Below are 18092 nucleotides of genomic sequence, written 5' to 3'. Positions count from 1 at the left end.
GCCCCGGCCAATGATCGACAGTCCTGTCATGGGAGGCATGCAATGCTGAAGGAATACGTACGACGCTTTGTCCAGCACATGCTGGGTTCCTTCCTGTTCGACGCGCCGGGGCTGGTGCAGTGCAAGATGTTCGTGCTGCGCCGCTTCTTCGACATCGGCGCCAACTCGTATGTGTCCTACCGGGCCATGCTGGTGTCGCCGCACAGCACCCGGCACGCCCACTTCAGCATGGGCCGCAACGTCGGCGTGGAACACGACTGCGAACTGGATTATTCCGGTGGGCTCACGATCGGCAATGACGTCTGGATTTCCGAAGGCGTGTTCATTGCCACGCATGGCCATCGCATCAAGACCCGCGCGCTCAAGAAGGAGCAGCCGGTGGATTTCAGCGGCCTGACCATCGGCGACGATGCCTGGCTGGGCGCGCGTGCCGTGATCCTGCCGTCGGTCAGCCGGATCGGTACCGGTGCGGTGATCGGCGCCTGCTGTGTGGTCACCAAGGACGTTGAAGACTGGGCCGTGGTGGTGGGCAATCCCGCCCGTGTGATCGGCTACCGCAACTGATGCGGTAGCCGACCGGTCTGCAGCCGCTGGAGATCAGCGGTGCAGGCCCATGACATCCATTTCGTTGATGCGGCGGATCGCGCTGTCGAAGTCGATGCCGATGGTATCGAGGTACCACTTGATCGACTGCGGACGCGGACGGTTCTCGGTGTAGACCGCCGAGATCGCTTCCTGGCGGGTCATCATCCCTTCGCGGATCTGGTTGCTGCGGAAGGTATCGAACTCCGAGAACCCGCGCGCGGTCATGTAGATGTAGTTGTAGAACGGCGCGGTGCCGTCGCCGATGCGCCAGGTGCTGTCGGTGTCGGGTGCCAGCTCCCAGTCGTACTGGTTGAGCAGCACGTCGTTGACTTCGTTTTCTTCCCAGATCATGTGATCGAAGATGAAGTAGAAGTCACGGCGCGGTTCGACGTAATAGGCGAGGAACGCGCCCATCGTGTCCAGCAGCGAGGTGTTGATGTAGCCCGGGTTGGTCAGGAAGCGGCTGCCGTAGTACGCGGCCAGATGCAGCTTGCGGCTCATCGACAGGTAGTCGACGCGGCTCTTGTCGAAGTCCGGGCTGACGCCGCAGAAACCCGACTTGAAGTCGGTGTTCTCCAGCGGGTTGGCGCTCCACAGGTCCAGCGAAATGCCGGTCTGGCGCTTGAGCTGGTTGACGATGCGGAAGAAGTGCTTGTCACCGGCCATGAACAGCGGAACCATGCCCAGGTCCGGCTTCTTCAGCCAGGCCGCCACGTTCTTGCGCACGTTCTCGCGCTTCTGCTTGATGTCCGCCGAGACCAGGATGTTCTGCACGCCGAGCTGGCCGCACATGCGGGCCACGTTGCGGCGGGCCAGGTCGGTGACCATGCCCCAGTCGTAGGTGAAGGTGATCGGGTTGAGGCCGAACTCGTGCTTGATCAGGTGCAGACCGTAGCTGCTGTCGCGGCCACCGCTGAAGGGCACCAGCACGTCCGGACGGCCATTGCGGCGGCGGTAGCCGGCCAGCGACTCGATGAAGTCGTGCTTGGTCTTTACCGGGTGCATGCCCGCATAGCGCGGCTTGTACGAACGGCAGTAGTTGCACACGCCCTCGCCATCGAAGGCGATGAACGGGAAGGTTTCCGGCAGGATGCAGCGCGTGCAGCGGCGCAGCTTCTTGAGGTTCTCTTCGTTGTAGCGCAACAGCGAGAAGTCGGCGCTGCGGGTGGCCACCACCGGCGCCGCCGGACGGGTCGGCGCAGCCTGGTGGGCATTCACCGGCGTCGGGTACACCTGCACCGCGGCGTCGGCCGTGGGCGGGGTGGCCTCGTCGAGGCGAAACGCCACCGGGTCCAGGCTGTTGATGCCCACGCCCAGGGCATGCTGCGGCTCAAGCCAGCGCACGCCGGGAACCGCAGCCTCACCGTGGATGTGCTTGACCACGTTGTCCAGGATGTACTGCTCGGAGGCGAACACCAGCACGCCCTGGCGCTCGTCCAGGTGGAAGTACAGGTCGCCGGTGTTGGTCGCCAGCACCAGGCGATCGGTCTGGCCGTGCACCCAGGCGATCGACGCCGCACCCTTGAGCAGGGCGAAGACATCGGCGGTGGCCTTGGCCGGCGCGGTGGCGCCGCCGTGCTGGGCCAGGAAGGCGCCCATGAACTCGGTGTCCACTTCGGCGTGGCGCTGCAGGTCCGGATGGGTGGCCCACAGCTCGTCCACGTTGACGACGATGCCGTTGTGGATGAGGGTCACGCCATCACGGCTGACCGGCTGGTTGTTCTGCGGCAGCGCCGCGCTGCCGTTGGTGACCAGGCGCGAGTGCGCGATCACGGCCAGCGATGCGCCCACCTTCTCGGCGTCGAACGCGGCGGCGAGCGCCTGCATGATCGACGCGTATTCCGGCGACTTCATCAGGTCGGTCGCGCGGTCGGCCGACTTCAGCCCCCACGATGCGCGCAGGTCGGGAATGTAGGCATGGATGCCCGACGATTCCTTGCCGCGCGTCTCGGACAGCTTGAACAGTTCAGAAAGCGTCGACTGCAGTCTGGAGTGGGAGAAAGCGGCATCCTTGCGGAGCACCAGACCGAAAATTCCGCACATGTTTATGCCTCGATACGATTTGTAATTAGATTCCAGGAGTACAGGCGCCGCACCATCAGCATCAGCACGAACACACCGAACACATAGCTCAGCGCCGTTCCAAGCGCAGCACCCTCGATCCCCAAATACGGGATGAATATAACATTCAGGATCGCATTCACGATCACCACCGACAGCTGCTGCAGGGTCTGCAGGCCCGGGTATCCGCCCAGCAATGGCAACTGGTCGAAGGGAATGAAGGGCGCCACCGCAGTCAGCCCGACGAGCAGGATGATCAGCGGCAACATGCCCTCTTCCAGCCCCTTGCCGCTCATCACATAGGTGATGGTCAGCCAGTAGGCGAAGATCACGCCCAGGGCGAGCAGTACCGCCAGCGGGTACAGATAGCGTAGTGCCTTGTTGAGCAGCATGCGACAGGTTGACCAGTCGCGGTCACGGCTGGCGTTCACCAGGATCGGATTCAGGTTGACCCGGATCAGGTGCCAGACCTGGTAAAGCCCATCGATCAGGATGGCGCCGAAACTGTAGATGCCGGCCGCGCGGTCGGACAGGAAGAAGCCGATCAGGATGACATCCACGCGCGAGTTCAACTCGACGAACGTGTTGGACAGCAGGCTCCGCGCACCGAAGCTGGCGTGCCGGCCGATCCAGACGCGCCGCACCCGCATGCGCTGCAGCATCCTGCGCGACCACAGGAAGCCCAGCGCGGCCACGGTGGTGACCACCTCGGCCACCAGGAAGCAGTACAGCACCTTGTCGATGGTGGCCGAGGTCATCGAGACCGCCGCCACCCACGCCATCACCACCAGGTAGCGCAGCGACTGCAGCACCGCGAACGCCTTCATCATCTGCAGGCCGTTGAGCAGGCCCAGCAGGGTCTTGCTCAACGGGAACAGCAGCAGCCCGTAAGCCACATTGCGCACGCCCAGGGCGGTGCTGGGGCTGTCGAACCACGTGCCCAGCGCCGGCGCGGCCAGCATCAGCAGGCCGGCGCCGATCACGCCGGTGATGGCCGAGAGCAGCAGGCCGCTGCCGGCCAGACTGCGCCCTTCCTCCGCATCGCCGCTGTAATGGGCGGCGTTGCGCATGATCGAGTTGTGGATCCCGAACACGGTGAGCTGCGACGCCACCACGTACACCGCGTATGCCTGGTTGAAGACACCCAGATCGCTGGCACTACGGAAGCCGGCGATCATCAGGTTGATGGCGATCCCGCTGACAGCCAGGATCACCAGACTCGCGGCTGTCCAGGACAGATTGCTCGCGAGGGTCTTCAGCAAGGCAGGCGGAGAGATGCTCACGGGTCGAGCGGATCCGGAGCCTGGCGGTGGGTCACGTCACGATGGGTGATCGGCGGGTTGAGGTGACGGTTGGCCTGGTAGTCGAACCAGAACGCGAAGCCGATCGCGTTGAAGGAGATGCTGAAGGAGAACAGCGTCACCAGGAACGACATTTCCGGCATGCTCCCCTGCGCCAACCACAGCAGGATCGTGCGCACCAGGAACAGCAGGCCGACCAGCGCCGTGGCGCCACCGAAGGCATAGAAGAACACCAGCGGATGGAAGTCGCGGATGATGTACTTCTCCTTCAGGCGGAAGAAGAACAGGCGCACGATCAGCCAGCCGATGCTGAAGAGCACCTTGCGCACGCGGATGCCGGACTTCTCGCCCACGTTGTAGACCGGCTCGACCGGCACGTCCACCACGCGCATCTCGGCGATGTTCAACCGCACCAGCAGATCGTTCGGCTGGCCATAACGCTTGTACATGTGGTCCCAGTCGATCGCGGCCAGCGCCTTGGCATTGATCGCCGTGTAGCCGGTCTGCGAGTCGGCCACGCCCCAGTAGCCGGAGGCGATCTTGGTCAGCAGCGACAGCGCCGAGTTGCCGAAGAAGCGGATCTTCGGAATGCGCTTGAAGGCTTCGCCGGTGACCAGGCGGTTGCCCTTGGAGTAGTCGGCGACGTCATTGATCACCGGGGCCAGGATGGCCGGCATGTCCAGCGGGTTCATCTGGCCGTCGCCGGCCATCACCACGGACACGTCGATGCCGTTGTCGCGGCTCCACTTGTAGCCGGTCGCGATCGCGCCGCCGACACCCTGGTTCACTTCGTGCTCGATCAGCACGACGCGCCCGCTGGCGTACTCCGGCGTGGCACGGACCACGTCGGAGGTACGGTCCGTACTGGTGTCGTTGACGATGACGATGTAGTCGACATAGTCAGGCATGGTGTCGATGACGCGCTTGATCTGCGTCTCTTCATTGTGTGCCGGCACCACGACACTGATACGGTTGTTCTGATACATACGCGGGTCTCGCAGAAAAAGGGGCGGTGGTCGGGATCAGTCGCGGAGGGCTGCGCGCAGCTGCTCGATGATGTAGTCCTGCTGCGCTTCATCGAGGTCGGCGGACATCGGCAGGCTCATGACGCGCTGCGCCACCCGCTCCGAATGCGCCAGCGAGGACGCGATGCGGCAGCGGTCGCGGTAGGCCGGCTGCTGATGCAGCGGCACCGGGTAATGCACGGCGGTCGGCACGTTGGCGGCGGTGAGGCGCTCGACCACCTTGGCGCGATCGTCGACCTGGACGGTGAACTGGCCCCAGACCGAGCTGTTGCCCTCACGCAGGGTCGGCAGCGCGATGCCCGGCAGGCCAGCCAGCGCCTCCAGGTAACGCCCGGCAACCACCTGGCGACGCTCGCACTCGAAGTCGAAACGGCCCAGCTTGGCCAGCACGATCGCGCACTGCAGGGTATCCATGCGCCCGCCCACACCCACGCGGGTGTGGTAGTAGCGGCGTTCCTGGCCATGCACGCGGATCTCGGCCATCGCCTTGGCCAGCGCGGCGTCATCGGTGAAGATCGCACCGCCATCGCCATAGCAGCCCAGCGGCTTGCTCGGGAAGAAGCTGGTGCAGGCGATGCGCGACACGTTGCAGCTTGCCTTGCCACGGTACGTCGCACCGAAGCTCTGCGCCGCATCTTCGATCACGGTGATGCCGGGATGACGCGCGGCGATTGCATTGATCGCATCCATGTCGGCGACCTGCCCGTACAGCGAGACCGGGATGATCGCCTTGGTGCGCGGGGTGATCGCCGCTTCGATCAGGCTGGCATCGATGTTGCAGGTGTCTGGCTCGACATCCACGAACACCGGCACCGCGCCGAGCAGCGCGATCACTTCCGCGGTCGCCACGAAGGTGAACGACGTGGTGATGACCTCGTCGCCCGCGGTGACGCCGATCGCCATCAGCGCGATCAGCAGCGCTTCGGTACCCGACGCCACCGAGATGCAGTGCGGCGCACCGGTGCGGGCCTCGAGGGCCTGCTCCATCTCACGCACTTCGGGCCCCATGATGTAGCGCCCGTGTTCGAGCACCTTGGCGATGCGCGCATCCACATCCTGCTTCAGGGCGCGGTACTGCGCGGCCAGGTCGATAAACTGAATTTCCATGTCACTCCTAGATAAATACCGGCTCAGGCAGCCGCGCGGCCGTGCTCAGGCAGCGAGCAGCGCGCAGGATGCGTCGTCGATCTGGTAACGACGGTCGCAGTGCGCGCACGTCACCGTGCCCGCACCCGGCAACCGCTCGCCGCACAGGCACATCCAGCCCGCGCGACGGGCCGGAACCCCGACCATCAGCGCGAACGGGGCGACATCGCGGTTGACCACGGCGCCGGCACCGACGAATGCATGCTCGCCCACCGTGACGCCGCAGACGATCGTGCAGTTGGCGCCCAGCGTGGCGCCCTTGCGTACCAGCGTCTGCCGGTACTCGGCCTTGCGGTTCACCGCCGAACGCGGATTGTAGACGTTGGTGAACACCATGCTGGGACCGCAGAACACGTCGTCTTCCAGGCGCACCGCGTCGTACACCGACACGTTGTTCTGGATCTTGACGTTGTTGCCGATCACCACGTCGTTGCCGACGTAGACGTTCTGACCGAACGAACAGCCGGTACCGATCTGCGCGCCGCCCGAGATGTGCGCCCAATGCCAGACGCGGCTGTCGTCGCCGATGCGTGCACCGTCGTCGACAATCGCGGTCGGATGGATGAACAGGGCCATATCAGTACTCCAGCGGCAGCGCGACCCGCTTGCCATCGCGCGCGGACATGTAGGCTGCGATCAGGACTTCCAGCGACTTCAGGCCTTCGCGGCCGTCGGTTTCCGGCTCGGCTTCGCCGCGCAGCACCTGGATCACGTTGTCGTAGTACAGCGGGTGGCCGAAGCCGTACACCGAGGTGGTCTCGTAGCTGGCGGTGGCCACCGCTTCATCGTCCGGATCGGACTCGGCGAACTGCCACTGCTGGATCTCGTTGACGGCCACGCCACCGATGCGGACGGTGCCCTTCTCGCCGATGATGGTGATGCTGCCTTCCAGGTTCTGCGGATAGGTCAGCATGGTCACGTTGACCGAACCCAGCGCACCGGAGCGCCAGCGCAGCCCGATCACGCCCGAATCCTCGACCTCGATGTTGCGGGCCAGCGTCGCGGTGTAGGCCTGCACGCTTTCCAGCGGGCCGCCCAGCCATTCCAGCAGATCCACGTAGTGGCTGGCCTGGTTCATGAAGGCACCGCCGTCGAACTCCCACGTACCGCGCCACGCGGCGCTGTCGTAGTACGACTGCGGACGGGTCCAGAACACGTTGATGTTGATCATGTACAGGCGGCCGAAACGACGCTTCTCCATCGCGCGCTTGAGCAGCTGCAGGGTGGCGTTGCGGCGGTTCTGCTTGACCACGAACAGGCGCACGCCGGCTTCGTCGCAGGCCTTGACCATGCGCACGCCGTCCTGCAGACGCGTGGCCATCGGCTTCTCGGTCATCACGTGCTTGCCGGCGGCAGCGATTTCCACCGCCTGCTCCGGGTGCAGGCCACTGGGCGTGGTCAGCACGATGATGTCGGCGGTGGTGCTGGCCAGCATGTCGCTCAGCTTGCGGTGGCCGATGGCGCCGGTGTCTTCGACAGCCTTCTGCAACGCCACCGGATCAACGTCACAGACGTCGGTCAGCTCGATGCGGTCAGCGTGCTGGCGCATGGCGTTGATGTGGGACTGGGCGATGCGACCGCAGCCAACCAGAGCGAAACGGATCTTCCTGTCGAGCACAGGCGGGGTGAATACGCGCATGATTCAGGCCTTTACGATGTTGTCGGCGCTTTCGAGGAAGCGGCCACGGGAGTCGACCAGCACCGATGCGTGCTGCTTGATCAGCGCGTAGTCGAACTTGTCGTGGTCGGTCGCCAGCAGCACGCAGTCGTAGCTCTTCAGAACGTCTGCGGTGATCTCGACGCTGGACAGATCGAACTGGTGTTCGCGCATCTTCGGGAACACCGGGATGTGCGGATCGCTGTAGGACACGTCCGCGCCGAGGTCACGCAGCTTCTCCATCAGTGCGACCGACGGCGATTCGCGCATGTCGTCCACGTTCTTCTTGTAGGCGATGCCCAGCACCAGCACGCGGCTGCCGTTGATCGACTTGCGGCGCAGGTTGAGCGCCAACGAGGTCTTGGAGATCACGTAGTCGGGCATCGACGAGTTGATCTCGCCGGCCAGTTCGATGAAACGGGTGTGCACGCCGTACTCGCGCGCCTTCCAGGTCAGGTAGAACGGGTCGATCGGGATGCAGTGACCGCCCAGGCCGGGACCCGGGTAGTAGGCGACGAAGCCGAACGGCTTGGTTGCCGCGGCACGGATCACCTCATGGATGTCGATCCCCATGCGATCGGCGGCCACCTTCATTTCGTTGACCAGGCCGATGTTGACGGCGCGGTGGATGTTCTCCAGCAGCTTGGTCATTTCCGCGGCGCGTGCCGAGCTGACCGGAACCACGCGATCGATCACCTGGCCGTACAGCGCCAGGCCAACCTCGAGGCAGGGCGCGGTCACGCCGCCGCAGACCTTCGGGATGGAGCGGGTGCTGAAGTTCGGGTTGCCCGGATCTTCGCGCTCGGGCGAGAACACCACGAAGTAGTCTTCGCCGACGGTGAAGCCCTGCGATTCCACGCGCGGCTTCAGCTCTTCATCGGTGGTGCCCGGGTAGGTGGTGCTCTCCAGCGACATGATCTGGCCCGCGCGCAGATGCGGCAGCAGCGCATCCACGGTGCCGACCACGAAGCTCAGGTCCGGCTCGCGGAACTTGGTCAGCGGCGTGGGCACGCAGATGATCAGGGCGTCCACGTCCTTGGCGCGTGCGTAGTCGCTGGTCGCCTCGGCGCCATTGGAGAACGCCTTGGCGATGTCGGCCGAGGCGATGTGTTCGATGTAGCTGCGGCCGGAGGCCAGCATCTCGATCTTGGACGGATCGATGTCGAAGCCGACCACCTTGTAGCCGACCTCGCTATAGCGCAGCAGCAGCGGCAGGCCTACGTAGCCCAGCCCGACGATGCCGATGGTGGCCGTCTTGGATTGCAGGCGTTCAATGAGTTGCTTGTTCATTCTTTGATCTCGATTTCACTGATGCTGATGCCAAGCACACGCGCGTCGGCCGCACTCTGTGCCTGCTGGGGCGAAATGGCGTCGGGCAGGTCGAAGTCCACGGTCAGCGACCGCGTATCGGCGTTGCCCACCGGAATCTGGAGCCGCTGGGTGTCGGCACCCGGTGCGAACTCGAACTGCTGGGGTGCGCCACCATTGACCGACACACCGACGCGCTGCTTGCGTCCGTTCGGCAGGTAGGCGGTGGCCTGGATCTCGACGGTGGCTGCGGAGTGGCCCTCGGGCAGCATGCAGGTGTAGCTCGCACGCTTGCCGTTGGTCCAGCGGCCATGCGACTCGGGACTGCTGAATCCGTGCAGGCCCTTGACCAGGATGGCGCCATCGGTAGCCAGGCCCAGTTCGTCCACGCAGCTCGCATTGGCTACGCGGTCGAAGGTCTTGGTATCGACCCGGTACAGGTTGATGTCCACCTCGGCCTTCTGGTAACGCACCGGCAGCACCAGGCGGGCACGCGAACCGGGATGGAACATCTCCCCGCCCTGGGCATGCTCGCCGTTGGTCATGTAACCCAGACGGAACGGAATGCGCTCGACCAGCTGGTCCTGCAGCGCGGCCGGCTGCTGGTTGGTCAGCAGGTACAGACGCCCGCCCTTCTGATGGGCGTTGGCCTCCAGACGCTGCCACGTACCGGTGTCGAACGGCAGCGGGACGCCGCCACGGCCGGTGATGGAGAACACGTTCAGGTTGTAGGTGACGCGCAGGCCCACCAGCTGGGCATCATCCAGGCCGGAGGCGATGATGATGTCGTTGGGGCTGACCAGCTCGGCCACGCGCTCATAGAAGCGCGGATCTTCGCCTTCGTCGCGGTTGTACTGCGCGGCGGAGAAGACCAGGAAGAACAGGCACTGGAAGGCCGCGATCGCGATGCCCAGGCGCCGCCAGCGGCCGTCCCACAGGTAGGCGATCACGCCGGCGGTGAGGATCAGCGAGTACGGCAGCATTTCACCGGCCAGGTAGCGGCCGTAGTAATACAGGTACGGAATGGCGGGCTGGGCCAGCACGGCCGCCCAGATCAGCACCAGGAACAGCAGGCCGAACTTGGCCGCGCCGGACCACTGGATGCGGAACGCCGGCAGCAGCATCAGCAGCGCCACGCCCAGCGGAGACATCATCTGGGCCAGGCGGTAGATGGCGTGATAGCGGATCAGGAAGGGATCGGTGCCGACCGGCACGGTCCACGGGAACGGGGCCAGCGAACCGGTCTTGTACAGGGCGATGATGCTCGGCACCGACGCCAGCAGCGCCAGCGGCAGCAGCCACGTGACCTGGCCGGACCAGCGCAGGATCTGGTCGTTGATCCGCTCCAGCACGGCCAGGGTGCGGCGTCGCGCGACCACGTAGGCGAGCAGGCCCAGCACGACCAGGCCCAGGCCGATGGCGACCAGCGAGGCGAGCTTCTTCAGCTTGTCCAGGTGACCGTCGACGATCCCTTCGTACAGGATCGGCTGGTAGTAGCGGTAGAACGCCATGCTCACCAGGAAGGTGATCACCAGCGATGCCGGGAACACCATCATCACCACGCGGCGGTGCCACGGCTGGCGGATGGCAACCAGCGCATAGGCGAACAGCAGGCCCATGAACGGGATGTACAGGAAGAACTGCATGCGGGTGTAGAACAACCCGTTGAAGCACAGGATCGCAATCAGCAGGTACAGCCAGCGGCGGCCCCGTGCGGCTTCATAGCAGGCCTTGGCAAAGAACAGGAAGCCGTTCACCGTGAACGCGAATGCCACCATCTCGGTGACCGGGAACTTGGCGAAGAACACCAGCGCGGGATTGAGCGCCAGGAATGCCGCCGCCAGCCCCGCCGCGCGGCGACTGCCGAACAGGAGCAGGGCGAGGTAGTAGCCACCGGCAATGCCCAGCGCAGCGAACAGCAGCAGCGAGACGGTGTGATAGTTCTGCCCGAATGCCCAGGTGGACATCGCCATCCAGGCCGGGTGCAACGGATAGAAGGCCACCGAATAGCGCGAGCGCACCGGGTCCACAAGGTCGACCGCGGCCATCGGCGCGCTGTCGTACATGCGCAGCTCTTCACCGGTCAGCGAGGCGCGGAAGTCATCGGTGTAGTCCAGCGCCTTGGCACGCAGCAGCTGGGCCGACATGTTGGTGTACAGGCCCTGGTCCTGGCCGCCCTTCAGGTGCGGGTCCAGGTCCGAACGGAGGAACAGCGCCAGTGCGGCGATCGCCACGAAGCCGATGCCCAGCTTGGGCAGCGCCCAGCGGATGCGCACGCGGAACACCCCCAGCGTGGCGGCCGTCCCCAACGTGGCCAACAGCAACAGCAGCGGCACATCGAACCTGCGCAGGCAGATCAGTGCAATCGCAAGGACGCTTGCCAGCGATACCCAGAGGACCGTCAACGAATAGGGAGAAATCCGGGAATCCTGGTTCTCCTCCCCCACCCGGCCCACCGCGTGGGGACTGCCTGATACCGCCATATGTAACTTCTCTCCGTTCAGCAAGGCTGGGCCGCGTCCAGATTGCGGCATGTGTCATGGTCCCGCGGGTTCTTGGGAACCGACGGACCGGGGGTCGACGAGCAGGGCGACCCGCGCCGTCCTGGCGACCTCCGGAAAGCGGTCAATCTTACAGGGGCCGACTGGATAAACCGACAGTCGGTTGTAGTTTAAGGCATCTGCGAAGGCCGCAAAGGCGCGCACATCCCCGGCTCCCGGTGGGCCTGGCGGGCCGACCGGGGTCAATGGCCTGCCCCGCCGGGGCCCCGGCCGCCGGCCGCGCCGTGGTGTTCGGGGCGGCCGGGGGTTATCATTCCGAAGTTGCACGCTTTCACCCATGATCCTGCCGATACGCTGGAAGCGCGTCGGTCGACCCCAACAACCCAGCTCCTAGAGCACCCCATGAACACCAACATCCAAAAGATCGCGCTGCCCCTGATTTTCGCCTCGTCGCTGATGCTGACGGCCTGCTCCAATGAAAGTGAAACCCCTGCGGCGGCGAAGGAAGCCCCCGCTGCGCAGGAGCAGGCAGCCCCCGAACAGGCGGCCGGTCACCTGACCAAGGAACAGGTGTCGAGCAACATCGAGCAGGTGGGTACCACCGCGTACAACGCTGCCGAAGACACCCTGACCTTCAAGCTGAAGATCAGCAACAAGGGCACCGCTGCCTGGCCGGCGGCCGGCGCCAATCCGGTGACCGTCGGTGTGGTGCAGCTGCTGGCCCCGGCGGCCGGCACGGCCGACCCGACCCGTGGTCAGGAAGCGCGCGCACCGCTGGCGGCCGACGTGCAGCCCAACGGCGAAACCGAAGTCACCGCCGTCGTTCCGGGCGCCTTCGCCGTCGGCAACAAGGTCCAGTTCGAGCTGGTCCAGGAAGGCGTGGCATGGTTCGGCTTCAACTTCCAGCAGCCGGTGGTCGTGGTGGGTCCGTTCGCCCGCTGCGCCGATGGCAAGTCGGTCTGCGACGCGGAAGGCAAGGCGATCGCCGCGCAGTAACTGCGACGCGCTGAACGCTTGAAAAAAAAGCCCCGGCGAGCGTTGCTCGCCGGGGCTTTTCATTGGGACCTGACGGACATCGCCCGCTCAGGCATCCAGCATCCATTTCACGGTTTCGCGCAGCGGCCGGAACGCCATGCCGCCGGTCAACGCCTGCAGCCGGTCATTGCTGCCGGCCAGGCGGTTGACCTCGTTGTTGCGCACCAGCTCGACGTCACTCTCGATCTCGAAGGTGATGCCGGACAGTTCGCTGACGATGTCGATCACCGTCCGCAGCGTGACGCTGCTGCCACTACAGACATTGACGGTCTCGCCACGCAGGCCGCGGGCGATCAACAGCCCATAGCTGCGCACCAGATCGCGGACGTCGGTGAAATCGCGCTCGACGTCCAGGTTGCCCAGGCGCAGCCTGTGCTCGCCCCGGCGGGCGTGATCCACCACCTTGGGCACGAAGAAGGCGTTCGACTGGCCGATGCCGGTGTAGTTGAACGGCCGGGTGATCACGATGGGCAGCCGGTCGGCATAGAGATGGGCCACGTGCTCGGTCGCGACCTTGCTGACGGCATAGTCGTTGAACGGGCGCATCGGCGACAGCTCGGTGAGCCGCTCGTGGGACGAGGGCCCATACACATGGGCACTGCTGGCGACCAGTACGGCCGACGGCGTATCAGGAAGGTCGGCCAGGGCATCCAGCAGATTGCGTGTGCCCACGATGTTGGCCTGGTAGATCGCCGACACGTCGCGGTGGGCAACGTGCGAGATGCCCGCCAGATGCACCACCACGTCAGGGCGGATCCGCTGGATCGCCTCGCCGAGGCCGTCGCGATCAAGCAGATCCACGATGGTGGTGGTGGCATTGGGGGTACCCGCCCGCGACAAGCCATGCACCACGTAGCCCAGGCGCGCCAGTTCGGCGGCCATATAGGGCCCGGTAAATCCTTCGATCCCGGTGACCAGTGCAGTTGGACTCATCTGTTCGCTACCTCTGCGCAACGGTGACCGGCGAACTCTGGAGGCCGGCGTGGCAGTGTGGCCGGTGAAGTCACACTGCCTGCCGTGTACATCCTCAGAAGGATGTGTTGTTCTCGTTGCGGCGGAGATCGGCCTTGACCATCATCTCGCACAGCTCTTCCAGCGTGGTGGTCGGCTCCCAGCCCAGCTCGCGGCGGGCCTTTTCCGGGTTGCCGATCAGCAGATCCACTTCGGCCGGACGGTGGAACTTCGGGTTGATCCGCACCAGCACCTTGCCCGATGCCTTGCAGGTACCGGTCTCGTCCAGGCCGGAACCGGCCCATTCGATGGCGATGTCCACGGCCTTGAAGGCCATCGTGACGAAATCGCGCACGGTCTCGGTGCGGTTGGTCGCCAGCACGTAGGTTTCCGGCTTGTCGGCCTGCAGGATGCGCCACATGCCTTCGACGTATTCCTTGGCGAAGCCCCAGTCACGCTTGGCATCCAGGTTGCCCAGTTCCAGCACGTCCAGCTTGCCCAGCTTGATCTTGGCCACCGAGTCGGTGATCTTGCGGGTCACGAACTCGCGGCCGCGCAGCGGCGATTCGTGGTTGAACAGGATGCCGCTGGACGCGAACATGTCGTACGACTCGCGGTAGTTGACCGTCATCCAGTGCGCGTAGAGCTTGGCCACGCCGTACGGGCTGCGCGGGTAGAACTGGGTCTGCTCGGTCTGCGGAACCTGCTGGACCAGACCGAACATTTCCGAGGTCGACGCCTGGTAGAAGCGGATCTTCGGATTGACGGCGCGGATCGCCTCAAGCAGGTTCAGCGCGCCCAGGGCGGTGATCTGCGCGGTCAGCACCGGCTGGTCGAACGACACGCCGACGAAGCTCTGGGCGGCCAGGTTGTACACCTCGGTCGCCTGGCTTTCCTGGAGCAGACGGATCGAGGAGCCGATGTCCTGCAGGTCGTGTTCGACCAGGTGCAGGTTCGGGTGCTTTTCGATGCCCAGCTCTTCGATGCGCCAGAAATTGACCGAGCTGGTCCGGCGGTAGGTGCCGTAGACCTTGTAGCCCTTCTCAAGCAACAGCTGCGCCAGGTAAGCGCCGTCCTGGCCGGAAATACCGGTAATAACTGCAGATTTCATGGTGTTCATTCCTGGGTAACTAGGTGAAGTGAGGTCGGCGCGACGGTCACAGGCTAAACATGCGGTCGAGGGCGTCTGCCACCCTGCCCGCGGCGGGGCTTGTGCCGGGAATGCCCATCCGGCCAAGCTCGCGTCCCAGCGCCTTGCTGGTCAGCAGGTATGGCTCGCATTCGATGAAGTCCGGGATGATGGCGTCCAGCCCGGCGGCGTAATGCTCCGCGGAGAACTCGGCGTGCGCCCAGTCGCGTGCGCGCTGCCCCATCTCGCGGCCTTCGGCGCGATGGCGGTCGATGTACTGCAGGCGTGCGAGCAGTTCGTCTTCGCAGTCACCCTGGGGCACCTTGAGGACGTACTCGTCCGGAAGATCCGCATAGAAACCGGCGTTGGAGACAATCACCGGCACGCCCGACTGCATGCCCTCCACGGCCGAGGCCGAGGCCCCTTCCAGGGCGGGATCGCGCAGGCAGCAGATCGCATCCGCTTCGGCCATGCCTTCGACCAGACGTTCATCGGTGACACGGCCTTCCAGGACCAGGCCCAGGAAGCCGACCTCGGCACTGACCGCTTCCAGTCGCCGGCGCTCCTGATCGCCCACGCCGCCCAGCACGTGGTATTCGGTGCGCGCCGCCAGTTCCGGGTCGCGCGCGATGGCGCGGATCACCTTGTCCACGCACTTGTTCGGGTTGACCACACCCAGCGTGCACAGGCGCAGGCGGGAACGGTCGTCGACCGCGGACCGACGGTCCTGCGGCACGGCGGGTGCGGGATAGGCAAGCGACAGCTTGTGTACCGGCCCCGGGCAACGTGCCTGCACCTTGCCGCGGTAGAACTCGGAATGGATGATGCAGCCGAGCAGGTCCGAGACCGCCCACTGGGTCATCGGGAAGTGCTCGGCCGCGACCTTCATGATGGTCTCGGCGGTCGCGGCGGCACACAGCTCGCCGGCTTCCTGGCCGTAGAAACCCTGGATGATGCGCGGGGCATCCTGCGGCCGGCCTTCGATCTTGAGCCGATCCCAGAACAGGTTCAGCACGAACCAGTCGTGCATCACGCCCACGAAGGGACGCTTGCGTGCCAGCTCGAAGATGCCGCCGTGGAACCCGTAGTGATCGCCGATGTTGGCGAACACCAGGTCGGCCGTGCGCAGCCACTCTTCTTCCATCGCACTGCCCGGTGCCAGCAGGACCGGATCGGGCAGCGCGGGGTTGAGCGCGGCATCGCCGGTCTCGGTGCGGTAGATGGCCACGTCATGGCCGCGGTTGCGCAGCTCGGCCACTACGTGGCTGCTGAAGCGCGCGATTGCCGAAGGACCGCAGTAGGGGCCCGCCCAGATCAGTTTCATCGGGTCAGCTTCTCCACGGTCGAGGCCCAGTTGATGTCCAGGCTGGTCCAGCTTTCATGGGCGTTCTCGCCGCGCTCGATCGTGACCGGGCGCGAGGCGAATGCCTGGGTGAGCGCGGCAGCGATCTGCGCGGTGTCATCGGCGCACACCCAGCCGTTGTAGCCGTCTTTCACCAGCTCGGTCAGGTCGCCCGAATCGTCCACCGTGATCACGGCCTTGCGTGCCTGGCAGGCTTCCATCGTGACGTAGCCGAAGGAGTCTTCGGCCATCGGCAGATAGGCGCAGGCCAGCGCACCGTTGACGTAGTCGGCGATGGTCTGGCGGGGATGGAAGCCGAAGTCCAGCTTCACCCGGCCCTGCAGGCCATGCGCCTCGACCAGCGCGCGCAGGCGCTCGGCATCTTCCGGCGTATCGGCCGGCCCGGCCACCACCAGCTTGACCGGCGCCTTCGTCAGCGCCATCGCTTCGATCAGGCGGTGCTGGCGCTTGCCGGCGTTGATGCGGCCACCGGCGAAAATGTAATCGCCGTGGGCACCACCGGTGAACAGCTCGGTATCGTTCAACGGCGCGCGCAGCAGCTCGGACGGAATGCCGTTGTAGTGCATCAGGCGATCCTGCACCGTGCGGCCGACGGCATAGACGCCGCGGCCGAGGGAGAAGGCATCGTTGTCGGCCTCGGTGATCGCCGAGCGGATCTGCCGGCCTTCCGGCGTATTGGGGATGTTGCTGTGCCCGGAGTCCCACATGTCGTAGGCCTGGCGGTACTGATGCGCCAGCCAGAACACCTTGTCATCGAAGGGCAGCAGGTACGCGGGGAACTTCATCGCGATCACGCGATCGACGTTGATCAGGCGCATGCTGCGGCACATCAGCATTTCGCCGACGATGCGTTCCGGCGGATGCCAGGTGAACGGAATGCGCAGCAGCTCGGACTGGTGCCCGGCCTTGCGCAGGTTCAACACCAGCTGGTCGGCCAGCTCTTCAGCGCCACCGCGCAGGCCGGGGACCATGTTGTTGACGACCAGTACCTTCATGACAGCAACCGCTCCAGCACGTGGTCCCAATTGATCTTCAGTTCCTGCACGCGCGCCTTGGCCGCCTCGCCCATGCGGCGGGTGTGCTCGCGATCGTGCCACAGGGCATCGATCGCCTCGGCCAGCGCACGCGGATCGGGCTCGGCGATCATGCCGTTGACGCCATGCTCGACGAACTCCAGCACGCCGCCCGAATCGGTGGTGGTGATGACCGGCTTGGACGACTGCGCCGCCTCCAGCGAGGGATACCCGTAGGAATCCTCGTCTTCAGGCAGGTACGCCGCCGCCAGCGCGGTGGACAGCCACTGCGCCTTCTCTTCTTCGGTGATCCAGCGGTCCACGCAGGCAACGCGGTCCTGCAGCCCTTCGGCCACGATGAACGCGCGCAGGCCGTTGGTGTAGCCCGGCCCGCTGCTGGTACCGCACAGGCGCAGCTTGACCGGCGTGGTCACGTACTTGAACGCCTCGAGCAGCAGGTGCTGGCGCTTGTGCTGTTCCATCCGGCAGATGTAGACGATCTCGTCGCCCTGCTGGTCGTTGCGGAAGTGCGACACGTCGAACAGCGGCGGATACAGCACCTCCGCGTTCAGGCCGTTGTAGCGCTTGACCCGGTCGGCGACCACCTGCGAGTTGGTGAACAGGCGATGCGATTCGGCCAGGGCCGTGGTATCGGCGCGCACCAGCGCCCCGCGCAGCGCACGATGGCGCGCGTCGTCGGGGAAGCCACGGTAGGAGGTGTCCCACATGTCGTAGTACATGCGGAAATGGTGGATGAACCACGCCACCTTCTTGGGGTGCTGGATCAGGTGCGCCGGCGGCCGGGTGGTGATCACCCGGTCCACCGAGTCGGACAGGTCCATCATCCGGTACGCGGCCATCTGCTGCAGCAGGTCGGTGGGCGTCTCCACCATTGGCAGGTAGATGATCTCGACCTCATGCCCATGTTCACGCAGTCGGCTTCCGAGCCAGTCAACGATGAAGCGTGCTCCACCGTTGACGAAGGGAACGAACGAGGAGCAGATGGCGATACGCAAG

Annotated in this window: 15 protein-coding genes; 2 read left to right on the top strand and 13 right to left on the bottom strand. The window is 65.1% G+C overall.

Annotated elements, in window-relative coordinates; all coding sequences use genetic code 11:
* The first annotated feature begins 42 nt into the window (after nt 1-42).
* Nucleotides 43-564 carry an acyltransferase gene (locus ACLB90_RS12555; RefSeq protein WP_411849815.1) on the top strand — a complete coding sequence of 174 codons (522 nt, stop codon included), beginning with the start codon at nt 43-45 and terminating at the stop codon, nt 562-564.
* A 33-nt stretch (nt 565-597) separates the two neighbouring features.
* Here the strand turns inward: ACLB90_RS12555 and ACLB90_RS12550 are convergent, their stop codons facing one another.
* From ACLB90_RS12550 to ACLB90_RS12515, 8 genes are read right to left on the bottom strand one after another with little or no spacing between them, the layout of a single operon-like run.
* Nucleotides 598-2628: a hypothetical protein gene (locus tag ACLB90_RS12550; protein ID WP_411849814.1), complete on the bottom strand. Its 2031-nt coding sequence runs from the start codon at nt 2626-2628 to the stop codon at nt 598-600.
* Nucleotides 2629-2630: 2 nt separating this feature from the next.
* Entirely contained in the window at nt 2631-3929 is a 1299-nt protein-coding gene (locus ACLB90_RS12545) for an oligosaccharide flippase family protein (RefSeq protein ID WP_411849813.1), read from the bottom strand.
* Nucleotides 3926-4933: a glycosyltransferase family 2 protein gene (locus ACLB90_RS12540; protein ID WP_411849812.1), complete on the bottom strand. Its 1008-nt coding sequence runs from the start codon at nt 4931-4933 to the stop codon at nt 3926-3928. The genes ACLB90_RS12545 and ACLB90_RS12540 overlap by 4 nt, the downstream gene beginning before the upstream one ends.
* A 36-nt stretch (nt 4934-4969) precedes the next feature.
* Nucleotides 4970-6079, bottom strand: a complete 1110-nt coding sequence (locus ACLB90_RS12535) for a DegT/DnrJ/EryC1/StrS family aminotransferase (RefSeq protein WP_411849811.1) — start codon at nt 6077-6079, stop codon at nt 4970-4972.
* Nucleotides 6080-6124: 45 nt separating this feature from the next.
* Nucleotides 6125-6694 (bottom strand): acyltransferase, encoded by a 570-nt coding sequence (locus ACLB90_RS12530; protein ID WP_411849810.1) that lies wholly within the window; start codon nt 6692-6694, stop codon nt 6125-6127.
* Nucleotide 6695: 1 nt separating this feature from the next.
* On the bottom strand, nt 6696-7757 hold the full coding sequence (locus ACLB90_RS12525) for a Gfo/Idh/MocA family protein (RefSeq protein WP_411849809.1): 1062 nt from the start codon (nt 7755-7757) through the stop codon (nt 6696-6698).
* 3 nt (nt 7758-7760) lie between these two features.
* Nucleotides 7761-9065, bottom strand: coding sequence for a nucleotide sugar dehydrogenase (locus ACLB90_RS12520; RefSeq protein ID WP_411849808.1), 1305 nt, complete (start codon nt 9063-9065; stop codon nt 7761-7763).
* A complete protein-coding gene (locus tag ACLB90_RS12515; RefSeq protein WP_411849807.1) occupies nt 9062-11488 on the bottom strand; it encodes a DUF7024 domain-containing protein in 2427 nt (808 codons plus the stop codon). Before ACLB90_RS12515 ends, ACLB90_RS12520 begins: the two co-directional genes overlap by 4 nt.
* A 498-nt stretch (nt 11489-11986) precedes the next feature.
* Here ACLB90_RS12515 and ACLB90_RS12510 point away from each other — a divergent pair, with 498 nt between their 5' ends.
* Nucleotides 11987-12580, top strand: coding sequence for a hypothetical protein (locus tag ACLB90_RS12510; RefSeq protein ID WP_411849806.1), 594 nt, complete (start codon nt 11987-11989; stop codon nt 12578-12580).
* A gap of 87 nt (nt 12581-12667) precedes the next feature.
* On the opposite strand, the gene ACLB90_RS12505 is transcribed toward ACLB90_RS12510, so the two are convergent.
* From ACLB90_RS12505 to ACLB90_RS12485, 5 genes are all read right to left on the bottom strand, one after another.
* Nucleotides 12668-13552, bottom strand: coding sequence for an NAD-dependent epimerase/dehydratase family protein (locus ACLB90_RS12505; protein WP_411849805.1), 885 nt, complete (start codon nt 13550-13552; stop codon nt 12668-12670).
* Between the two features lie 94 nt (nt 13553-13646).
* Nucleotides 13647-14681 (bottom strand): GDP-mannose 4,6-dehydratase, encoded by a 1035-nt coding sequence (gene gmd, locus ACLB90_RS12500; protein WP_411849804.1) that lies wholly within the window; start codon nt 14679-14681, stop codon nt 13647-13649.
* Between the two features lie 46 nt (nt 14682-14727).
* The gene (locus ACLB90_RS12495) at nt 14728-16023 is read right to left on the bottom strand and encodes a glycosyltransferase family 4 protein (protein WP_411849803.1); all 1296 of its coding nucleotides are present in this window, start codon (nt 16021-16023) and stop codon (nt 14728-14730) included.
* Nucleotides 16020-17057 (bottom strand): glycosyltransferase family 4 protein, encoded by a 1038-nt coding sequence (locus ACLB90_RS12490; protein ID WP_411849802.1) that lies wholly within the window; start codon nt 17055-17057, stop codon nt 16020-16022. The genes ACLB90_RS12495 and ACLB90_RS12490 overlap by 4 nt, the downstream gene beginning before the upstream one ends.
* Nucleotides 17054-18091 carry a glycosyltransferase family 4 protein gene (locus ACLB90_RS12485; RefSeq protein ID WP_411849801.1) on the bottom strand — a complete coding sequence of 346 codons (1038 nt, stop codon included), beginning with the start codon at nt 18089-18091 and terminating at the stop codon, nt 17054-17056. Before ACLB90_RS12485 ends, ACLB90_RS12490 begins: the two co-directional genes overlap by 4 nt.
* Between the last annotated feature and the right edge of the window lies 1 nt (nt 18092).

It is taken from the genome of Stenotrophomonas sp. LGBM10, from assembly GCF_046736075.1.
Lineage (GTDB): Bacteria > Pseudomonadota > Gammaproteobacteria > Xanthomonadales > Xanthomonadaceae > Stenotrophomonas.
Note: the sequence above shows the minus strand (reverse complement) of the source record. Positions and strands in the feature narration are given on the sequence as shown.

What these genes read in the sequence shown, in the direction of transcription:
- ACLB90_RS12550 (WP_411849814.1), bottom strand. Translation starts at nt 2,628, where the DNA reads ATGTGCGGAATTTTCGGTCTGGTGCTCCGCAAGGATGCCGCTTTCTCC.
- ACLB90_RS12520 (WP_411849808.1), bottom strand. Translation starts at nt 9,065, where the DNA reads ATGAACAAGCAACTCATTGAACGCCTGCAATCCAAGACGGCCACCATC.
- ACLB90_RS12540 (WP_411849812.1), bottom strand. Translation starts at nt 4,933, where the DNA reads ATGTATCAGAACAACCGTATCAGTGTCGTGGTGCCGGCACACAATGAA.
- ACLB90_RS12490 (WP_411849802.1), bottom strand. Translation starts at nt 17,057, where the DNA reads ATGAAGGTACTGGTCGTCAACAACATGGTCCCCGGCCTGCGCGGTGGC.
- ACLB90_RS12495 (WP_411849803.1), bottom strand. Translation starts at nt 16,023, where the DNA reads ATGAAACTGATCTGGGCGGGCCCCTACTGCGGTCCTTCGGCAATCGCG.
- ACLB90_RS12535 (WP_411849811.1), bottom strand. Translation starts at nt 6,079, where the DNA reads ATGGAAATTCAGTTTATCGACCTGGCCGCGCAGTACCGCGCCCTGAAG.
- ACLB90_RS12525 (WP_411849809.1), bottom strand. Translation starts at nt 7,757, where the DNA reads ATGCGCGTATTCACCCCGCCTGTGCTCGACAGGAAGATCCGTTTCGCT.
- ACLB90_RS12530 (WP_411849810.1), bottom strand. Translation starts at nt 6,694, where the DNA reads ATGGCCCTGTTCATCCATCCGACCGCGATTGTCGACGACGGTGCACGC.
- ACLB90_RS12510 (WP_411849806.1), top strand. Translation starts at nt 11,987, where the DNA reads ATGAACACCAACATCCAAAAGATCGCGCTGCCCCTGATTTTCGCCTCG.
- gmd (WP_411849804.1), bottom strand. Translation starts at nt 14,681, where the DNA reads ATGAAATCTGCAGTTATTACCGGTATTTCCGGCCAGGACGGCGCTTAC.
- ACLB90_RS12555 (WP_411849815.1), top strand. Translation starts at nt 43, where the DNA reads ATGCTGAAGGAATACGTACGACGCTTTGTCCAGCACATGCTGGGTTCC.
- ACLB90_RS12505 (WP_411849805.1), bottom strand. Translation starts at nt 13,552, where the DNA reads ATGAGTCCAACTGCACTGGTCACCGGGATCGAAGGATTTACCGGGCCC.